A 14,045-nucleotide genomic window follows, 5' to 3' on the forward strand; every position below is an offset into this window, starting at 1 on the left:
CACCCGCTATGACAAGCTCGACGTCACGTTTGTGGGCTTCGTGCACATCGCCGGCACTATGAAATGGCTCCATTGACTTTCCGAACACGGCCTAGTCATGGCGGGTAAATTCCCCGCCGCTTGTGGTGTTCAACTGCAAGGCAAACTTAATTGAGCCGTATGGCGTTAATGGCATTTGATACCCCCGGCCGAATACTTTGGCCTTGAACGCACATAGCCCACCGGCAGATCGCGGCCTTGCTCGTATTCTCGATGCCAGCTCTTGAGCGGGTTCTTGGTTTGGTAGCTCAACTGACAAAGAGTCGCCCCAGTGCGTTTGCCGAGTTTTATTTAGAGCTTGACTGCTTGAATACGATCTTCGTATGAATACATGGAACTACCTCCAGGTAGTCCAAGATTTCCTCCGCCCACCCAACAGAAGCTGGATTTGGAGTCACGCCAATGAACTCCAAAGCTTCGGTTGAGTACCGGGGCTATGACGGTTTCAGTTGAATTTCTTCTCGCGATCGTCAGCCCTTTTGCTGGGCTGCACTCAGAAATTCATCAAACGTGTTGGGCGCGAGCAGCGCGGCAACAAGGGTGACCTCACCGTCTGCGAAAGTGAGCGCTGATGCCGGAACAGGACTCATCGCTGTGCGGCTCCGGTGATAGAGCCTTTCATCGTCATCGACTTGCCCGGGACGAAGTTGATGCAGACCCCGTCAAGCTCTTCCAGACGCAACGGCTCGCGCGTGAATCTGCAGGCATAAGAGGCCTGTTCATCCCTGCTGCAACTGTCGCTTTCCAGATGTTGACACGACGTGCAGGTGCCGAAGGGTTGTTTGCCTCTCTCTTGCGCTACCTGACCGAGCATGCGCTGCAAGGCATTGGCGAATTGACCTTGGATATTAGGGGGTAGAGAGTCCGCAGCACGGACCAAGGATTCGAAGGGGTCGTTCGCAAGAATGCCCCTGGCTTTCTCGGTCAGAACGAGCTGGACACTGCGTCTATCGTCCTCTGACCGCATGCGTGTCAGATAGCCTTGGGTTTCGAGGCTTTTGATGGTCTGTGACGCCGTGCCCCGGGTCGTCGCATGGAACGCGGCGAAAGCGGACGGCGTTCGTGAGAAGCGGTTGGCCTGCGCAAAGTACCTGAGCACCGCCCACTGGGCTGCCGTCAGACCCTCCACAAGCCCCTCGCCGGACGCTATACGCCCCAAGTGAAAGACCAGCTCCGCAATTGCGCGACTGTTCATTTTCAACTCCTTAATCATGTCACTATGATAGCGTCTAAAAACCATAATGACAAGAATGTGATTTCGAATCGATACTATATAGGCTTCTCTTTCTTACTTGTTCTAGCGTTCTCTCTGCTTACTTTGGAGCTTGACTTATGGCAATTACATTGACTGAAAATGCGGCAAAACAGATTCAGCGCCAGCTTGCCAAGCGCGGCAAGGGGATTGCCTTGCGCATCGGCGTGAAGAAAGTGGGTTGCACCGGACTGGCGCACACCTTCGACATCGCCGACGAAACTCGCGCGAACGATCACAGCTTCGAGTCGCATAACGCCCGTGTGCTGATCGATGCTGACAGCCTAGCATTCCTCGACGGCTCGCGCATCGACTTTGTCACCGAAGGCCTCAAGCAGATGTTCAAGTTTGACAACCCCAACGTCGACAGCGAATGCGGCTGCGGCGAGAGTTTCAACGTGAAAAAGACCAAGCCTGATGTCAAAAACACAGAGGTAGCACCATGAATGCAGTTGCTGAAAACATCCAGACCGAAATGTCTGCCGATTTTGTCTTTACCGACACCGCCGCGTCCAAAGTGACTGAATTGATTGCCGAAGAAGGCAACTCTGAACTGAAATTGCGTGTTTTTGTTCAGGGCGGCGGCTGCTCTGGCTTTTCCTATGGATTCACGTTCGACGAAATCGCCAACGAGGACGACATGACGATGACCAAAAATGGCGTGTCGCTGCTGATTGACGCGATGAGCTACCAGTACTTGGCGGGGGCAGAGATTGATTACAAAAATGATCTGGAAGGTGCGCAGTTCGTCATCAAAAACAATCCTGGTGCTACTTCTACTTGTGGCTGCGGGTCGTCCTTTTCAGCTTAACTCAGGAACAAAACTATGAGCGCAGTACTGCAAAATCTTGTCAACCAACCCTACAGGCACGGGTTCATCACAGACATCGAGTCGGATGTGGCACCCAAAGGGCTGAATGCAAACACCATCCGGATGATTTCGGCCAAGAAGAACGAACCCGCCTGGCTGCTCGAGTTCCGACTCAAGTCTTACCAGGCGTGGCTCAAAATGGAAGAGCCGAAGTGGCCCAACGTCCATCACCCGAAGATCGATTTCCAGGCGATTAGCTACTACGCGGCGCCCAAGCAGAAGCCGAAGTTGAAAAGCATGGACGAGGTCGATCCTGAATTGCTGCGCACCTTCGAAAAACTCGGCGTGCCGCTGCACGAGCGCATGGCGCTGGCTGGCGTTGCAGTTGACGTCATTTTCGACAGCGTGTCGGTAGCGACCACCTACAAGCACAAACTGGCCGAGGTCGGCGTCATTTTCTGTTCGATGTCGGAGGCCGTGCTGGAGCATCCGGAGATGGTACAGAAATATCTCGGTACGGTGGTGCCGACCGGCGACAACTATTACGCCGCGCTCAACTCGGCGGTATTTACCGACGGCTCGTTCTGCTTCATCCCCAAGGGCGTCAAGTGCCCGATGGACTTGTCGACTTACTTCCGCATTAATACCGAGGAGTCAGGTCAATTTGAGCGCACGCTGATCATTGCAGAGGAAGGGGCTTCTGTCTCATATCTGGAAGGTTGCACGGCACCCGCATTCAGCACCAACCAGCTGCATGCCGCGGTGGTTGAGCTCGTTGCGCTTGACAACGCCGACATCAAATACTCGACGGTGCAGAACTGGTATGCGGGTGACGAAAACGGCATTGGCGGCATCTACAACTTCGTCACCAAGCGCGGCCTGGCCAAAGGCGTCAACTCGCGCATTTCGTGGACCCAGGTCGAGACCGGATCGGCGATTACCTGGAAGTACCCGTCCGTCGTGCTGCGAGGCGACAACTCGGTGGGCGAATTTTATTCGGTCGCCGTCACCAACCACCTGCAGCAGGCCGATACCGGCACCAAGATGATCCACCTCGGCAAAAACACCCGAAGCACCATCGTCAGCAAGGGTATCTCGGCCGGGCGTTCCAACAACAGCTACCGCGGCCTGGTCAAGATTGCGCCGACCGCCGCCGGCGCGCGCAATTATTCCCAATGCGACTCGATGCTGATAGGCGACCAGTCTGGTGCCAACACCTTCCCCTACATCCAGGTGCGCAACAACAGCGCCCAGGTCGAGCACGAGGCCTCGACCTCAAAAATCGGAGAAGATCAGCTATTTTATTTTGCGCAGCGCGGCGTCAGCGCCGAAGCGGCCGTGTCGATGATCATCAACGGCTTCTGCAAGGATGTGTTTCAACAATTGCCGATGGAGTTCGCCGTCGAAGCGACCAAGCTGCTCGGTTTCAAGCTCGAAGGAAGTGTCGGATGATTTACCAAGACAGCAAAACCATACTCGAAATACGCGGGCTGTGCGCCACTGTGAATGGCATCGATATTCTGAAAGGCCTGGACTTCACGGTGAAAAGCGGCGAAGTGCATGCCATCATGGGACCGAATGGCTCGGGCAAGAGCACCTTCGCCAAAGTGCTAGCCGGTCACACGGCGTATCAGGTGACGGGCGGCAGCGTGCTGTTCGAAGGCAAGAATCTGTTTGAGCTGGCGCCCGAAGAGCGTGCCCGTGCCGGGGTGTTTCTGGCCTTTCAATATCCAATCGAGATACCCGGTGTCGCCAATAGCCAGTTTCTGCGCCTGACATACAACACGGTGCAGTCGCAGCGCGGCAAGGAAGAACTCGACCCACTCGAATTTGACGACTTTGTGCGCGAGAAGATGAAGCTGTTAGAGATGAGTCCCGATTTTCTCGACCGCAGCGTCAACGAAGGTTTTTCTGGTGGCGAAAAAAAGCGCAACGAAATCTTGCAGATGGCGCTGCTCGAACCCCGCCTGGCGATCCTCGACGAGACCGATTCCGGCCTTGACATCGACGCGCTCAGGATCGTCTCCCAGGGCGTTAACCAACTCGCCAACAAGGACAACGCCATTGTTCTGGTGACGCACTACCAGCGACTGCTCAACTACATCGTGCCCGACTTCGTCCACGTGATGGACGCCGGCCGTATCATCAAGACCGGCGGCAAGGAACTGGCGCTTGAACTCGAAACGCGGGGCTACGACTGGGTCGCTGCCGAGCACCAGGCGGTGAGCGAAACGAGGGCTGCAGAGGTGGCGACATGAGCACAGTCACATCTATTCGCCGACCCGCTGCGGGTTTCCTCGAAACGCTGCTGGCAGGCCAGCCGCAACTGCCGCCCAGCCCGTTGGCTCGGATCAACGCGCTGCGCGCCGAGGCGCTCAATCGACTCGACGCGCTGACGCTGCCCACCCTGCGTGACGAGGAGTGGCGCTTCAGCGATATTTCTCAGCTCACGAAACTGTCGTTTTCTCCGGCACTCAGCGCAAGCTATCTGGAAGCCGCCGATATCGCTCATTTTCATATTGAAGAAGCAAGCACTCTACTGGTGTTTGTCGATGGTATCTATGTGCCGCACTTGTCTAGTGCAGCTGCAAACAGCAGCGTAATGGTGTCCAACCTGCCGACGGTCCTTTCCACGCACGCCGCAACCATCGAAGCACATCTCGGCCGTCACGTTGCCTTCCGCGACAACATATTCGCTGCGCTCAATACTGCCTTCCTGCAGGATGCGGCAGTGATTGTGGTGCAGCGCAACGTGGCGCTTGCATCGCCGGTACATTTACTGTTTATTGCGACGCAAAAAGAGGTTGTCAGCACTCCCCGTTGCCTGGTGGTTGCCGAAACTGGTAGCGAAGTGACGGTGATCGAGGATTACGTCGTGTTGTATAAACCACGTTGGCAAGAAGAAGCCCATTTCACCAACGCTGTGACCGAAATTGCGCTGGAAGCCAATGCGCGTGTGAATCACATCCGGATTCAGCGCGAAGGTGCACAAGCATTTCATATTGCCAATTGCGCGGTGTCCCTGGGGCGTTCGAGCAATTTTCAATCGGTTAGCGTCGCGCTCGGCGCACAGATTTCGCGCTATAACCTCGACGTCTTGCTGGCCGAAGGTGCCGAGTGCGCGGTCGATGGGCTGGCACTGATCGCAGCGAATCAGCTGGCCGACACCCACACCAGCATCGACCACGCACAGCCGCACGGCGTGAGCCGCCAGCTGCACAAATGCATCGTCGGCGGCAGCGCGCACGCGGTGTTCAACGGCAAGATCATGGTGCGCCAGGGTGCGCAGCGCACCGACTCGGTACAGTCGAGCCGCAACCTGCTCCTCACCGGCAAGGCCCACGTCGACACCAAACCTCAGCTGGAGATTTTTGCCGATGACGTGAAATGCGCGCATGGCGCGACCATCGGCCAGCTCGACAGCGAGGAAGTCTTTTACCTGAAGAGCCGCGGACTGTCTGACAGCATCGCTCGCAATCTGCTGACCTATGCCTTCGGCGCCGAGATCATCGAGCGCATCCCCGTCGCATCGCTCAAGCACCGGCTGGAGCAGACGGTGCTTGAACAAACCAGCAGCCCCTCATGAACGCCATCCAAACCGTACTCGCCGCCCCATCGGCACGCGTCCTGCTGGCGTCCGTGCCTGGCGTGACAACGACCAGCAGGATGCCCACTAGGGAACCATTCGATGTGGAGCGCATACGCGCCGACTTTCCGATCCTCCAACTCCAGATCGACGGTAAGCCGCTGGTCTATCTCGACAACGCCGCATCAAGCCAGATGCCGCAGCAGGTGATCGACCGCCTGGTGCGCTACCAGACAAGCGAGCACGCCAATATCAACCGCGCGGTGCACTATTTGTCGGAGACCGCGACCGCCGAATATGAGACCGCTCGGCGCAAGCTGCAGCGCTTCATCAATGCACCCGACGAGCGCGAAGTGATATTCACCAGCGGCACCACCGATGCAATCAACCTGGTAATGCACGGCTACGGCCGCAAGTTCATCAAGGCCGGCGACGAGATTATTCTGACAACGCTTGAGCACCATTCGAACATCGTGCCATGGCAGATGCTGGCCGAAGAAACGGGCGCGAAAATCCGCGTGGTACCGATCAACGACGCCGGTGAACTGATGATCGATGAATATGAAAATCTGTTCAACGAGCGCACCAAGCTGGTCGGTGTGATGCAAGTTTCGAACGCGCTGGGCAGCATCAACCCGGTCAAGCAGATGATCGCTTTCGCGCATGCCCATGGCGTGCGGGTGCTGGTGGACGGCGCCCAGGCGGTGCCGCACCTGCAGGTCGATGTTCAGGATCTGGACTGCGACTTCTACGCCTTCTCAGGGCACAAGCTGTGCGGCCCGACCGGCATCGGCGTGCTGTATGGCAAGGCCGAGCTGCTAGAAAAAATGCAGCCCTTCAAGGGCGGCGGCGACATGATTTTGTCGGTGACCTTCGAAAAAACAATCTACAACACCATCCCGCATAAATTCGAGGCCGGCACGCCGCCCATCGCAGCGGCTATTGGGCTCGGCGCCGCTGTCGATTACCTCTCAGCCATCGGCATGGACGCCATTACCGCGCACGAGCTCGATCTGCTCGATTACGCGACCGCGCAGATGAAGTACATGCCAGGCGTGCGCATTATCGGCACTGCCCAAAACAAGGCTGCAGTGCTGTCATTTACAGTCGACGGCGTGCATCCGCACGACATCGGCACCTTGCTCAATCAGGAGGGCGTTGCGGTGCGCACGGGTCATCATTGCGCGCAGCCGGTGATGCAGCGCTTGAAAGTGCCGGCCACCTCGCGCGCCTCGTTTGCGTTCTACAACACACTGGCAGAGGTCGATGCACTGATTGCCGGCATTCGCAGCGTGCAGAAAGTGTTTGCGTGATGGCCAACTACAAAGCGTTATATCAGGAGGTCATCCTCGACCACAACAAGAAGCCGCGCAATTACGGCACGCTGGCGCATGCGAGCCACCATGCGGTCGGCCACAACCCGTTGTGCGGCGATCACATCAGTGTGGCGCTCAGTCTTGATCGCGAGTGCATCGACTGCATTGCGTTTCAGGGTGAGTCGTGCGCGATCTGCAAGGCGTCGGCGTCGATGATGACGTCCGCTGTCAAGGGAAAAACGCGTGCGGACGCAGAAATTCTGATCCAGGAATTTCTCGCCATGGCCACTGGGAAGCTCAAAGTTGACAGTCTGAATCACATCGGACGGCTCGCGGTATTCGCCGGTGTGTGCGACCTGCCGACGCGCGTCAAATGCGCGATTTTGCCCTGGCACACGCTGCACGCGGCGCTCAACTCAGTTGCCAGTGCCTCAACCGAATCCGGACCAGACCCATCGCATGCCCCCATCGCCAACCCGTGATGCGTTGCCCGCTATCAGGCAAGACTTTAAAAGGACCAGATGCTGACAGCAAATGAACTAAAAAACTACCTCATCAATGGCTTGCCCTGCGACCACGTGGAAGTGTCGGGCGATGACGGCCAGCATTTTGAGGCGGTGGTGGTGAGCCCGCAATTTGTTGGCAAAAGCAAGGTACAGCAGCATCAGCTGGTGTATCAGGCACTTGGGGACCGCATGCGTTCAGAAATTCACGCACTGGCCATGCGTACCTTCACGCCCGACGCCTGGGCCCAATCAGCCATCACATAACTTTGGAGAACTCAAAAATGAACATCCAGGAAAAAATTCACCAGCAGGTCACAGCCGATACCGTCGTGCTCTACATGAAAGGCACACCCCAGTTCCCACAGTGTGGTTTTTCTGGTGCGACGGTGAAACTGCTCAGGGCTTGTGGCGTGCAGAACTTCACCGCCGTAGACGTGCTGGCTGACCCGGAAATCCGTGAGGGAATCAAAGCCTACAGCAACTGGCCGACTGTGCCGCAGCTTTACATCAAGGGTGAGTTTGTTGGTGGCGCCGACATCGTGCGCGAGATGTACCAGCTTGGTGAGTTACAGAAGCTGGTCAGTTCCGCGCAGGTTGGATGATGAATACGTTTTTGGGCGCATTGCCGCCCGGTCAGGACAGTCCATGCCAAAAATTAAAGATATTGAAGACACCCCCAACCCGAATGCTGTGAAGTTCACCCTTTTCGAGCCGTTGACCTGGGGCATAACACGCTCCTATGAAACCGCCGAGCAGGCAAAGGACGATGCGCTGGCTTGCGCGCTGTTCAACATTGAGCATGTCAGCAACGTGTTTTACGTTGACAAATGGCTCACGGTGACACAGGACGGTGGGGCCGACTGGCCGGTTTTGGTTCGTTTGGTGGCGGTGCCGATTCGCGCCGCACCAGCGGCTGCGGCCCAATCTGCTGCCGCAGTGTTTGCAGCCCGCACGTCAATTGAAGCGCTCAGCGAGCAAGATCAAGTACGTCTTGACGCGATCAACACCCTGCTGGACGAGCAGATTCGCCCGCATTTAAAAAACGATGGCGGCGACCTTCATGTGGTCGGTCTCAGCAGCAATCTGCTGAGCGTGCACTACCAGGGTGCGTGCGGAACCTGCCCGAGCTCGATATCCGGCACGCTCAGGGCTATCGAAAACCTGGTCAGGTCGCTTGAACCCGACATTGAAGTCGTAGCGGTTTAAGTTTGTCCCCCCGGTCAGCTTGCCGTAGCTAGTGCGTTGCCACCGGTTAATTGAAGATACAAGGAGCTCATGCCATGCAGGCTACTCATCAGAACCCCAACCAGGCACCAACGCCTGGCGCGCCGTCCCCAGCGGCCGCTGGCACCGACAAGCTGCCGGGGATACGTCATATCATCGCCGTCGGCAGCGGCAAGGGTGGCGTCGGAAAATCCACGGTGAGTGTCAATCTGGCGCTCGCGCTACAGCAGCTAGGGGCACGCGTCGGAATTGTAGATGCCGACATCCTTGGCCCCAGTATCCCCGGCATGCTCGGCATTCCAACCGGTGAGCCGCCTGCGATGACCCCGGACAGCAGAATGATCCCGGCGGAGCGGCACGGACTGAAGGTGGTGTCGATGGGCATGCTCACCGGAGACGACAAACCGGCCGTCTTGCGGGGGCCGATGGTGGGAAAATACCTGAAGCTGTTCGTCGACGGCGTGCAATGGGGACAACTGGACTACTTGATCCTCGACCTCCCGCCTGGTACCGGCGATACCCAACTGACGCTGGCGCAAAGTATGCCGCTGTCGGGCGTGGTGATCGTGACCACACCACAGGCCGTGAGCCTGAAGATCGCCCGCCGAGGCTTGCGGATGTTCGAGAAGGTGCAGGTCAAGATTCTCGGGATCGTCGAGAACATGCGCACCTTCACCTGCCCCCACTGCGGCGAGAGCACGGATATCTTCCGTCACGGCGGCGGCGAGCGGATGAGTCAGGAGCTTGGCGTCCCATTCCTGGGTGCCTTACCTCTCGATGCCGATGTCGTCACCTGCGGTGATGAGGGGCGTCCGATCGTGGCGGACCAGCCAAAGTCGGTCAGCGCCATGGTGTATTGCGCCATTGCCACGGCGCTCGCTGAGCAGCTGCACGCGGCGGTCAATGTGCTGAAGCCCTTTGTGTGGAACTGGGACAGCAACGAGGGGGTGCCTGGATGGATGGAAGGTGCGGCGCAGCCTGCTGGCGCGCAGAACACTCCAATTGGTTTCCTCCGTCGCGATCCGCGTACCTTATCCATCCTCTGGGAGGACGGTCATCGCGACGACTTTGATGTCCGCGACCTGCGCTTGGCATGTCATTGCGCCCTCTGCGTCGAGGAGATGAGCGGCCGCAAGTTGCTCGATCCAAAGACGATACGATCTGATGTGAGCCCGCGACAGATCGTGAGTATAGGCAACTACGCGATCCAGTTCGATTGGAGCGACGGCCATAACAGCGGTATATATTCTTTTAACGACCTGCATGCCTTAGGCGCGCGCGCTGCGGCGAAGAACGTTGAAAATGTCTGATTTGCTGCTTGTTGATCTGCCGGTCAGCATTCGCGTGGAGATTTCTCTCGCTGACCCCGACACTTGCAAGTTCATCGTGAGCCGTACCTTGCATCCTGGCGGCCCCTTCTTTTTCGGCAACAAGGAACGGGCCGTCGGATCGCCTCTCGGCGAGCGACTGTTCGCCCTCCCCGGCGTGGCCAACGTCCTGATTGCCGAGAGTGTGGTGACCATCTGCAAAGAGCCGATCGCCTCGTGGTCAGGACTGAAAGCCGCCATCGGGACGGCCATCCGGGCGCAGCTGCTGACTGGCGTGCCGGCGATCTTGGAGATGCATGCCCACACTGGCACGCAAGGACGGTCCGATGCAGAGCTGAATACGGCTATTCAGGCACTTCTGGACAAGGAGGTCAATCGTTCAATCGCTAACCACGGCGGGAAGATTTCGATTGTGGACGTCCGGCAAAGCAAGCTTTTCATCACCATGAGCGGCGGCTGCCAGGGATGCGCGTCCTCTCAGGTGACGCTGAGGCAGGGATTCGAAGTCATGCTGAAAAGGGTCGCTCCCGAAATCGAGCATATCGTAGATGCTACGGACCACGCTGCGGGGAAGCAGCCGTTCTACCCGCGCCATGAGGTGCCCCTATGACAAATCGACTAGCCCAGAAAACCTCCGCAACCGTCGAGACGCTCGACGAGCTTGCAAAATTGGCAAACTACTCGCTTATGGACACGCTCAACTGCGATCCTGACGCGACCACAAACGGAGCCGACCACGCGCCGCGACAAGTCCGTACGGGCCACTATGTCCCCGTCAATCCCATGTCAATCAAAGACCCCGAGTACGTCGCGCACAGCAAAAACTTGTTTCGTGAACTTGGCTTCGCCGACAACATGGCACAGTCGGCCGACTTCGTCCGGATGTTCTCCGGCGATCTCTCACAGATTCCGCAGCCGATGCGCAAAGTCGGTTGGGCGTGTGGCTACGCACTTTCTATCTTCGGCACCGAATACTACCAACAGTGCCCGTTCCAAACAGGTAACGGATACGGCGACGGTCGCGCAGTTTCCGTACTTGAGGCCGTTATCAACGATCGGCGATGGGAAATGCAGCTAAAAGGTGGCGGCCGCACGCCATACTGCCGTGGCGCGGACGGTCGCGCCGTCCTGCGTTCGAGTGTCCGCGAGTTCCTGGCACAGGAGCACATGCACGCGCTCGGCGTGCCAACCTCACGGTCGCTGAGCTTGTACGTTTCAAAAACAGAGAAGGTCAAGCGACCGTGGTACTCGGAGGGCTCGCGCTCCAAGGATCCGGACATGCTTATATCGGAGCCAGTCGCCATCTCGACGCGCGTCGCACCGTCGTTCATCCGGGTCGGCCAACTCGAGCTCTTCGGTCGCCGTGCCCGCAAGAAGGAACACTTGAAAGCAATGGAAGAGCTAGAGAAGATTGTGTTGCACTTGATCAATCGTGAGTACGCTGACGTCATTGACAAGAAACTAAGCACTGCCGAAAAAGTGGTGTTGCTCGCGTGCGAGTTCCGCAGCCGCCTGACATCGCTTGTGGCGAACTGGATCCGCGTCGGCTACTGCCAGGGCAACTTCAACAGCGACAACTGCGCTGCCGGTGGCTTCACACTCGACTACGGCCCATTCGGATTCTGCGATGTGTTCAACCCGCACTACCAGCCATGGACGGGTGGAGGACATCACTTCTCGTTCCTGAACCAACCAGTGGCAGCGGAACGCAACTTCCACATGTTTTGCACGGCATTGCGGCCGTTGCTGACGTCGCATCAGGACTGCCTGCGACAGCTCGACGAGATTCACAGTGGCTTTTCGGCAGTGATGCAAACGCAAATGGAGCAGATGTGGGCTGCCAAACTTGGACTCGGCATTTTTCACGCGGCGTTGTTCAGTGAGCTCGAAACGCTCATGGTGCAAACGCCTGTCGATTACACCCTATTCTTCCGCGAGCTCTCGACGGTGCCTGACGAAATTGGCCCACTTAAAAAAAGCTTCTACAAAGACTCGCAGCGCGCCATGGTTGCAATGCACCCGACATATCAGACAGACCCTGAAGGGATGGACAAGCGCTGGTCAGAGTGGCTCACAAAATGGAAGTCGCTCATCGGCAGCTTCCGCACGACCGACGCGAATGCTGCTGCTCCCCGCACCCGTGAGGAGCTCTCTAGGCAGATGAAACTCGTGAACCCAAAATACAGTTTGCGCGAGTGGTTGGTTGTGCCTGCGTACAGCCAAGCGAGCGCGGGGAACTACTCTCTCGTTCGAGAGCTGCAGGAAGTCATGACGCAGCCCTACGCCGAGCAGTCGAAGGAGGTGGAAGAAAAATACTATAGGCTGAAGCCGTCTGAGTTCTTTGCGGTCGGTGGATTGTCGTATTTGAGCTGCTCGTCGTGATTTTTTGAAAACTGACTTCCCGTCGTCTTTCTGACCTTGCTCCTGGATTCCGTATCCCATAACCGAGATCATGAACTGGCTTGCTTGCGCTTAGCGGCAAGTCAGGTTTGCTCGAACTGCATCGGGCTGACGTAACCCATGGTCGAATGCCGCCGATTCCTGTTGTACCAGAGCAGCCACACAACAGTCTCGGCCTTGGCATGGTGCCGCTGCGGGTGGGCTGCCGCCGGTTCTATGTCCACTGACCTTAGCTTTTAAAGCTTCCTCGCACCGTATAAGGTTGGCATTCCCCAGCCTTGAATGCCAGCAATTAGAGTTGCAAAACCTGTCAATGTAATCTACCGATATCGTACCCAGATATACCCCTTGTCCGACCTCCCCGCCTCGAACCCTCCAGAAATGAGGAAGACATTATGGAAGAGGTTAAGCAAGGGGAGGGGCTTTGGTGATTTTTGGTTGGAATTGCTAGGTTGTAAAAGTAATATGATGGGCTCGTTGGTTGAATTCTTTGCTTTGATCAGGATTTTTTGAATGCCTCTTGCTCCTGCGCTTACTCTTGATGCTGCGCCCGAAGCCTTGGACGGTATGGCCTTTTTTGAGGCTTGGCAGTCAAGCCGGGTTCTGGACACGCACCGCAAGCCCATGGGCGCCACAGGTTTGGCGCAGGCCGGGTTCGTCTGGCGCAAGTGGCTGGCGTTTTGCTCGGTTCGGGACATTGACTGGCAGGCGGCAAGTCCGGAGGATGTGCAGGCTTTCGCCGGCGACATCTCGCCGCGCAAGCCGGGCACGCCCTGCGTCTCGCCCGTGACGCTCAGGCGCTACTGGCGCATCTTGAATGACCTGTATGCGCATGCCTGGCTGACCGGTGCTGTGGCACACAATCCGGCCGCCTGCGTGATGCCCGCCACCAGCGAGAAAACCTCTTCCCTCGCCCTGCCCCCGCATCTGTGGGCGCTGCTTCAGGAGGGTTTGCCGGGCGGATGCCAGTTCAAGGCCAGACGCAACCGTCTGGTCCTGCTGCTCATGATGCGCTGCGCGCTGACCGTCACGGAGATCATCAGCTTGACCCTTGGCAGCGTTCAAGTGTACGAAGGTACGCCTGACGAGATTGCCCAGCGACTGGCGCTGGCGGGCCTGCCGCTGCTGCAGCCCGAGAGCCCGTTCCGGGCGCCGCTGGCCTCCTCGTCCCCTGTGCCCGCCTACGCCTTGCAGCTGTCGGGCGCACGCTTGGCGCAGACGCGCCAGCTGGTTTTGGACAGCCGTACCCGCGCTGCCCTGCACGACTGGCTGGAAGTGAGAAAGCCCGGCAAGGCAGGCAAGGCAGGCAACCATGACCGGCTCATCGTCGGCAGCGCCGAGGGCGCGGCCATCACCCCCAAGGGCCTGTACAACCTGTGCCAGGCACACATGGCGCGGTGCCTGGTGGGTTTTGACATCGCCCAGATGGGGCCCAACACGCTGCGCAACACCTGCATCAGCTGCTGGCTCAACCAGGGTGTGCCTTTGAACGAAATCCTGCGCCGCTGCGGGCTGAAGGACGAGCAGGTACTCATCCGCCTGCAAAAGCACCTCAATTCCATTGTCGTTTTCTGAGGTCAACT

The 14,045-nt window shown here is 57.8% G+C and carries 15 protein-coding genes and 1 pseudogene; 14 read left to right on the forward strand and 2 right to left on the reverse strand.

Annotated elements, in window-relative coordinates; translation table 11 throughout:
- Positions 1–625: 625 nt before the first annotated feature.
- Positions 626–1,234, reverse strand: a complete 609-nt coding sequence (locus GZ092_RS13565; RefSeq protein WP_293637142.1) for a MarR family transcriptional regulator — start codon at positions 1,232–1,234, stop codon at positions 626–628.
- Between the two features lie 137 nt (positions 1,235–1,371).
- Here GZ092_RS13565 and GZ092_RS13570 point away from each other — a divergent pair, with 137 nt between their 5' ends.
- The 13 genes from GZ092_RS13570 (at position 1,372) to GZ092_RS13630 (ending at position 12,444) form a co-directional block, all read left to right on the forward strand.
- Complete coding sequence (locus GZ092_RS13570) at positions 1,372–1,737, forward strand: iron-sulfur cluster assembly accessory protein (RefSeq protein WP_293637143.1); 366 nt, start codon at positions 1,372–1,374, stop codon at positions 1,735–1,737.
- Positions 1,734–2,102 (forward strand): iron-sulfur cluster insertion protein ErpA, encoded by a 369-nt coding sequence (erpA, locus tag GZ092_RS13575; RefSeq protein WP_293637144.1) that lies wholly within the window; start codon positions 1,734–1,736, stop codon positions 2,100–2,102. The genes GZ092_RS13570 and erpA overlap by 4 nt, the downstream gene beginning before the upstream one ends.
- A 15-nt stretch (positions 2,103–2,117) precedes the next feature.
- On the forward strand, positions 2,118–3,554 hold the full coding sequence (gene sufB, locus GZ092_RS13580; protein ID WP_293637145.1) for a Fe-S cluster assembly protein SufB: 1,437 nt from the start codon (positions 2,118–2,120) through the stop codon (positions 3,552–3,554).
- Complete coding sequence (gene sufC, locus GZ092_RS13585) at positions 3,551–4,360, forward strand: Fe-S cluster assembly ATPase SufC (RefSeq protein WP_293637146.1); 810 nt, start codon at positions 3,551–3,553, stop codon at positions 4,358–4,360. Before sufB ends, sufC begins: the two co-directional genes overlap by 4 nt.
- A complete protein-coding gene (sufD, locus tag GZ092_RS13590) occupies positions 4,357–5,688 on the forward strand; it encodes a Fe-S cluster assembly protein SufD (protein ID WP_293637148.1) in 1,332 nt (443 codons plus the stop codon). The genes sufC and sufD overlap by 4 nt, the downstream gene beginning before the upstream one ends.
- 80 nt (positions 5,689–5,768) lie before the next feature.
- Positions 5,769–7,001 (forward strand): cysteine desulfurase, encoded by a 1,233-nt coding sequence (locus GZ092_RS13595; protein ID WP_293637215.1) that lies wholly within the window; start codon positions 5,769–5,771, stop codon positions 6,999–7,001.
- A complete protein-coding gene (gene sufU, locus GZ092_RS13600) occupies positions 7,001–7,486 on the forward strand; it encodes a Fe-S cluster assembly sulfur transfer protein SufU (RefSeq protein ID WP_293637150.1) in 486 nt (161 codons plus the stop codon). Before GZ092_RS13595 ends, sufU begins: the two co-directional genes overlap by 1 nt.
- 39 nt (positions 7,487–7,525) lie before the next feature.
- On the forward strand, positions 7,526–7,774 hold the full coding sequence (locus tag GZ092_RS13605) for a BolA family protein (protein ID WP_293637152.1): 249 nt from the start codon (positions 7,526–7,528) through the stop codon (positions 7,772–7,774).
- A gap of 17 nt (positions 7,775–7,791) precedes the next feature.
- Complete coding sequence (grxD, locus tag GZ092_RS13610) at positions 7,792–8,112, forward strand: Grx4 family monothiol glutaredoxin (RefSeq protein ID WP_293637154.1); 321 nt, start codon at positions 7,792–7,794, stop codon at positions 8,110–8,112.
- A gap of 43 nt (positions 8,113–8,155) precedes the next feature.
- Positions 8,156–8,716 carry a NifU family protein gene (locus GZ092_RS13615; RefSeq protein WP_293637156.1) on the forward strand — a complete coding sequence of 187 codons (561 nt, stop codon included), beginning with the start codon at positions 8,156–8,158 and terminating at the stop codon, positions 8,714–8,716.
- Positions 8,717–8,790: 74 nt separating this feature from the next.
- Positions 8,791–10,044, forward strand: coding sequence for a P-loop NTPase (locus GZ092_RS13620; RefSeq protein ID WP_293637158.1), 1,254 nt, complete (start codon positions 8,791–8,793; stop codon positions 10,042–10,044).
- The gene (locus GZ092_RS13625; protein ID WP_293637160.1) at positions 10,037–10,672 is read left to right on the forward strand and encodes a NifU family protein; all 636 of its coding nucleotides are present in this window, start codon (positions 10,037–10,039) and stop codon (positions 10,670–10,672) included. Before GZ092_RS13620 ends, GZ092_RS13625 begins: the two co-directional genes overlap by 8 nt.
- Complete coding sequence (locus tag GZ092_RS13630; RefSeq protein ID WP_293637162.1) at positions 10,669–12,444, forward strand: protein adenylyltransferase SelO family protein; 1,776 nt, start codon at positions 10,669–10,671, stop codon at positions 12,442–12,444. The genes GZ092_RS13625 and GZ092_RS13630 overlap by 4 nt, the downstream gene beginning before the upstream one ends.
- Positions 12,445–12,545: 101 nt before the next feature.
- Here the strand turns inward: GZ092_RS13630 and GZ092_RS13635 are convergent.
- A pseudogene (locus tag GZ092_RS13635) lies at positions 12,546–12,644 on the reverse strand (IS3 family transposase); the annotation flags it as partial.
- Positions 12,645–12,975: 331 nt separating this feature from the next.
- On the opposite strand from GZ092_RS13635, the gene GZ092_RS13640 reads away from it, so the two are divergent.
- A complete protein-coding gene (locus GZ092_RS13640) occupies positions 12,976–14,037 on the forward strand; it encodes a site-specific integrase (RefSeq protein WP_293637164.1) in 1,062 nt (353 codons plus the stop codon).
- The last annotated feature ends 8 nt before the right edge of the window (positions 14,038–14,045 follow it).

The organism is Polaromonas sp., from assembly GCF_010365105.1.
Classification (GTDB): Bacteria; Pseudomonadota; Gammaproteobacteria; order Burkholderiales; family Burkholderiaceae_C; genus Polaromonas.

Coding starts and splice junctions, on each gene's coding strand:
- GZ092_RS13595 (WP_293637215.1), top strand. CDS start 5,769: ATGCCCACTAGGGAACCATTCGATGTGGAGCGCATACGCGCCGACTTT.
- GZ092_RS13565 (WP_293637142.1), bottom strand. CDS start 1,234: ATGAACAGTCGCGCAATTGCGGAGCTGGTCTTTCACTTGGGGCGTATA.
- GZ092_RS13625 (WP_293637160.1), top strand. CDS start 10,037: ATGTCTGATTTGCTGCTTGTTGATCTGCCGGTCAGCATTCGCGTGGAG.
- sufU (WP_293637150.1), top strand. CDS start 7,001: ATGGCCAACTACAAAGCGTTATATCAGGAGGTCATCCTCGACCACAAC.
- GZ092_RS13570 (WP_293637143.1), top strand. CDS start 1,372: ATGGCAATTACATTGACTGAAAATGCGGCAAAACAGATTCAGCGCCAG.
- GZ092_RS13630 (WP_293637162.1), top strand. CDS start 10,669: ATGACAAATCGACTAGCCCAGAAAACCTCCGCAACCGTCGAGACGCTC.
- sufC (WP_293637146.1), top strand. CDS start 3,551: ATGATTTACCAAGACAGCAAAACCATACTCGAAATACGCGGGCTGTGC.
- GZ092_RS13620 (WP_293637158.1), top strand. CDS start 8,791: ATGCAGGCTACTCATCAGAACCCCAACCAGGCACCAACGCCTGGCGCG.
- grxD (WP_293637154.1), top strand. CDS start 7,792: ATGAACATCCAGGAAAAAATTCACCAGCAGGTCACAGCCGATACCGTC.
- sufB (WP_293637145.1), top strand. CDS start 2,118: ATGAGCGCAGTACTGCAAAATCTTGTCAACCAACCCTACAGGCACGGG.
- erpA (WP_293637144.1), top strand. CDS start 1,734: ATGAATGCAGTTGCTGAAAACATCCAGACCGAAATGTCTGCCGATTTT.
- sufD (WP_293637148.1), top strand. CDS start 4,357: ATGAGCACAGTCACATCTATTCGCCGACCCGCTGCGGGTTTCCTCGAA.
- GZ092_RS13615 (WP_293637156.1), top strand. CDS start 8,156: ATGCCAAAAATTAAAGATATTGAAGACACCCCCAACCCGAATGCTGTG.
- GZ092_RS13605 (WP_293637152.1), top strand. CDS start 7,526: ATGCTGACAGCAAATGAACTAAAAAACTACCTCATCAATGGCTTGCCC.
- GZ092_RS13640 (WP_293637164.1), top strand. CDS start 12,976: ATGCCTCTTGCTCCTGCGCTTACTCTTGATGCTGCGCCCGAAGCCTTG.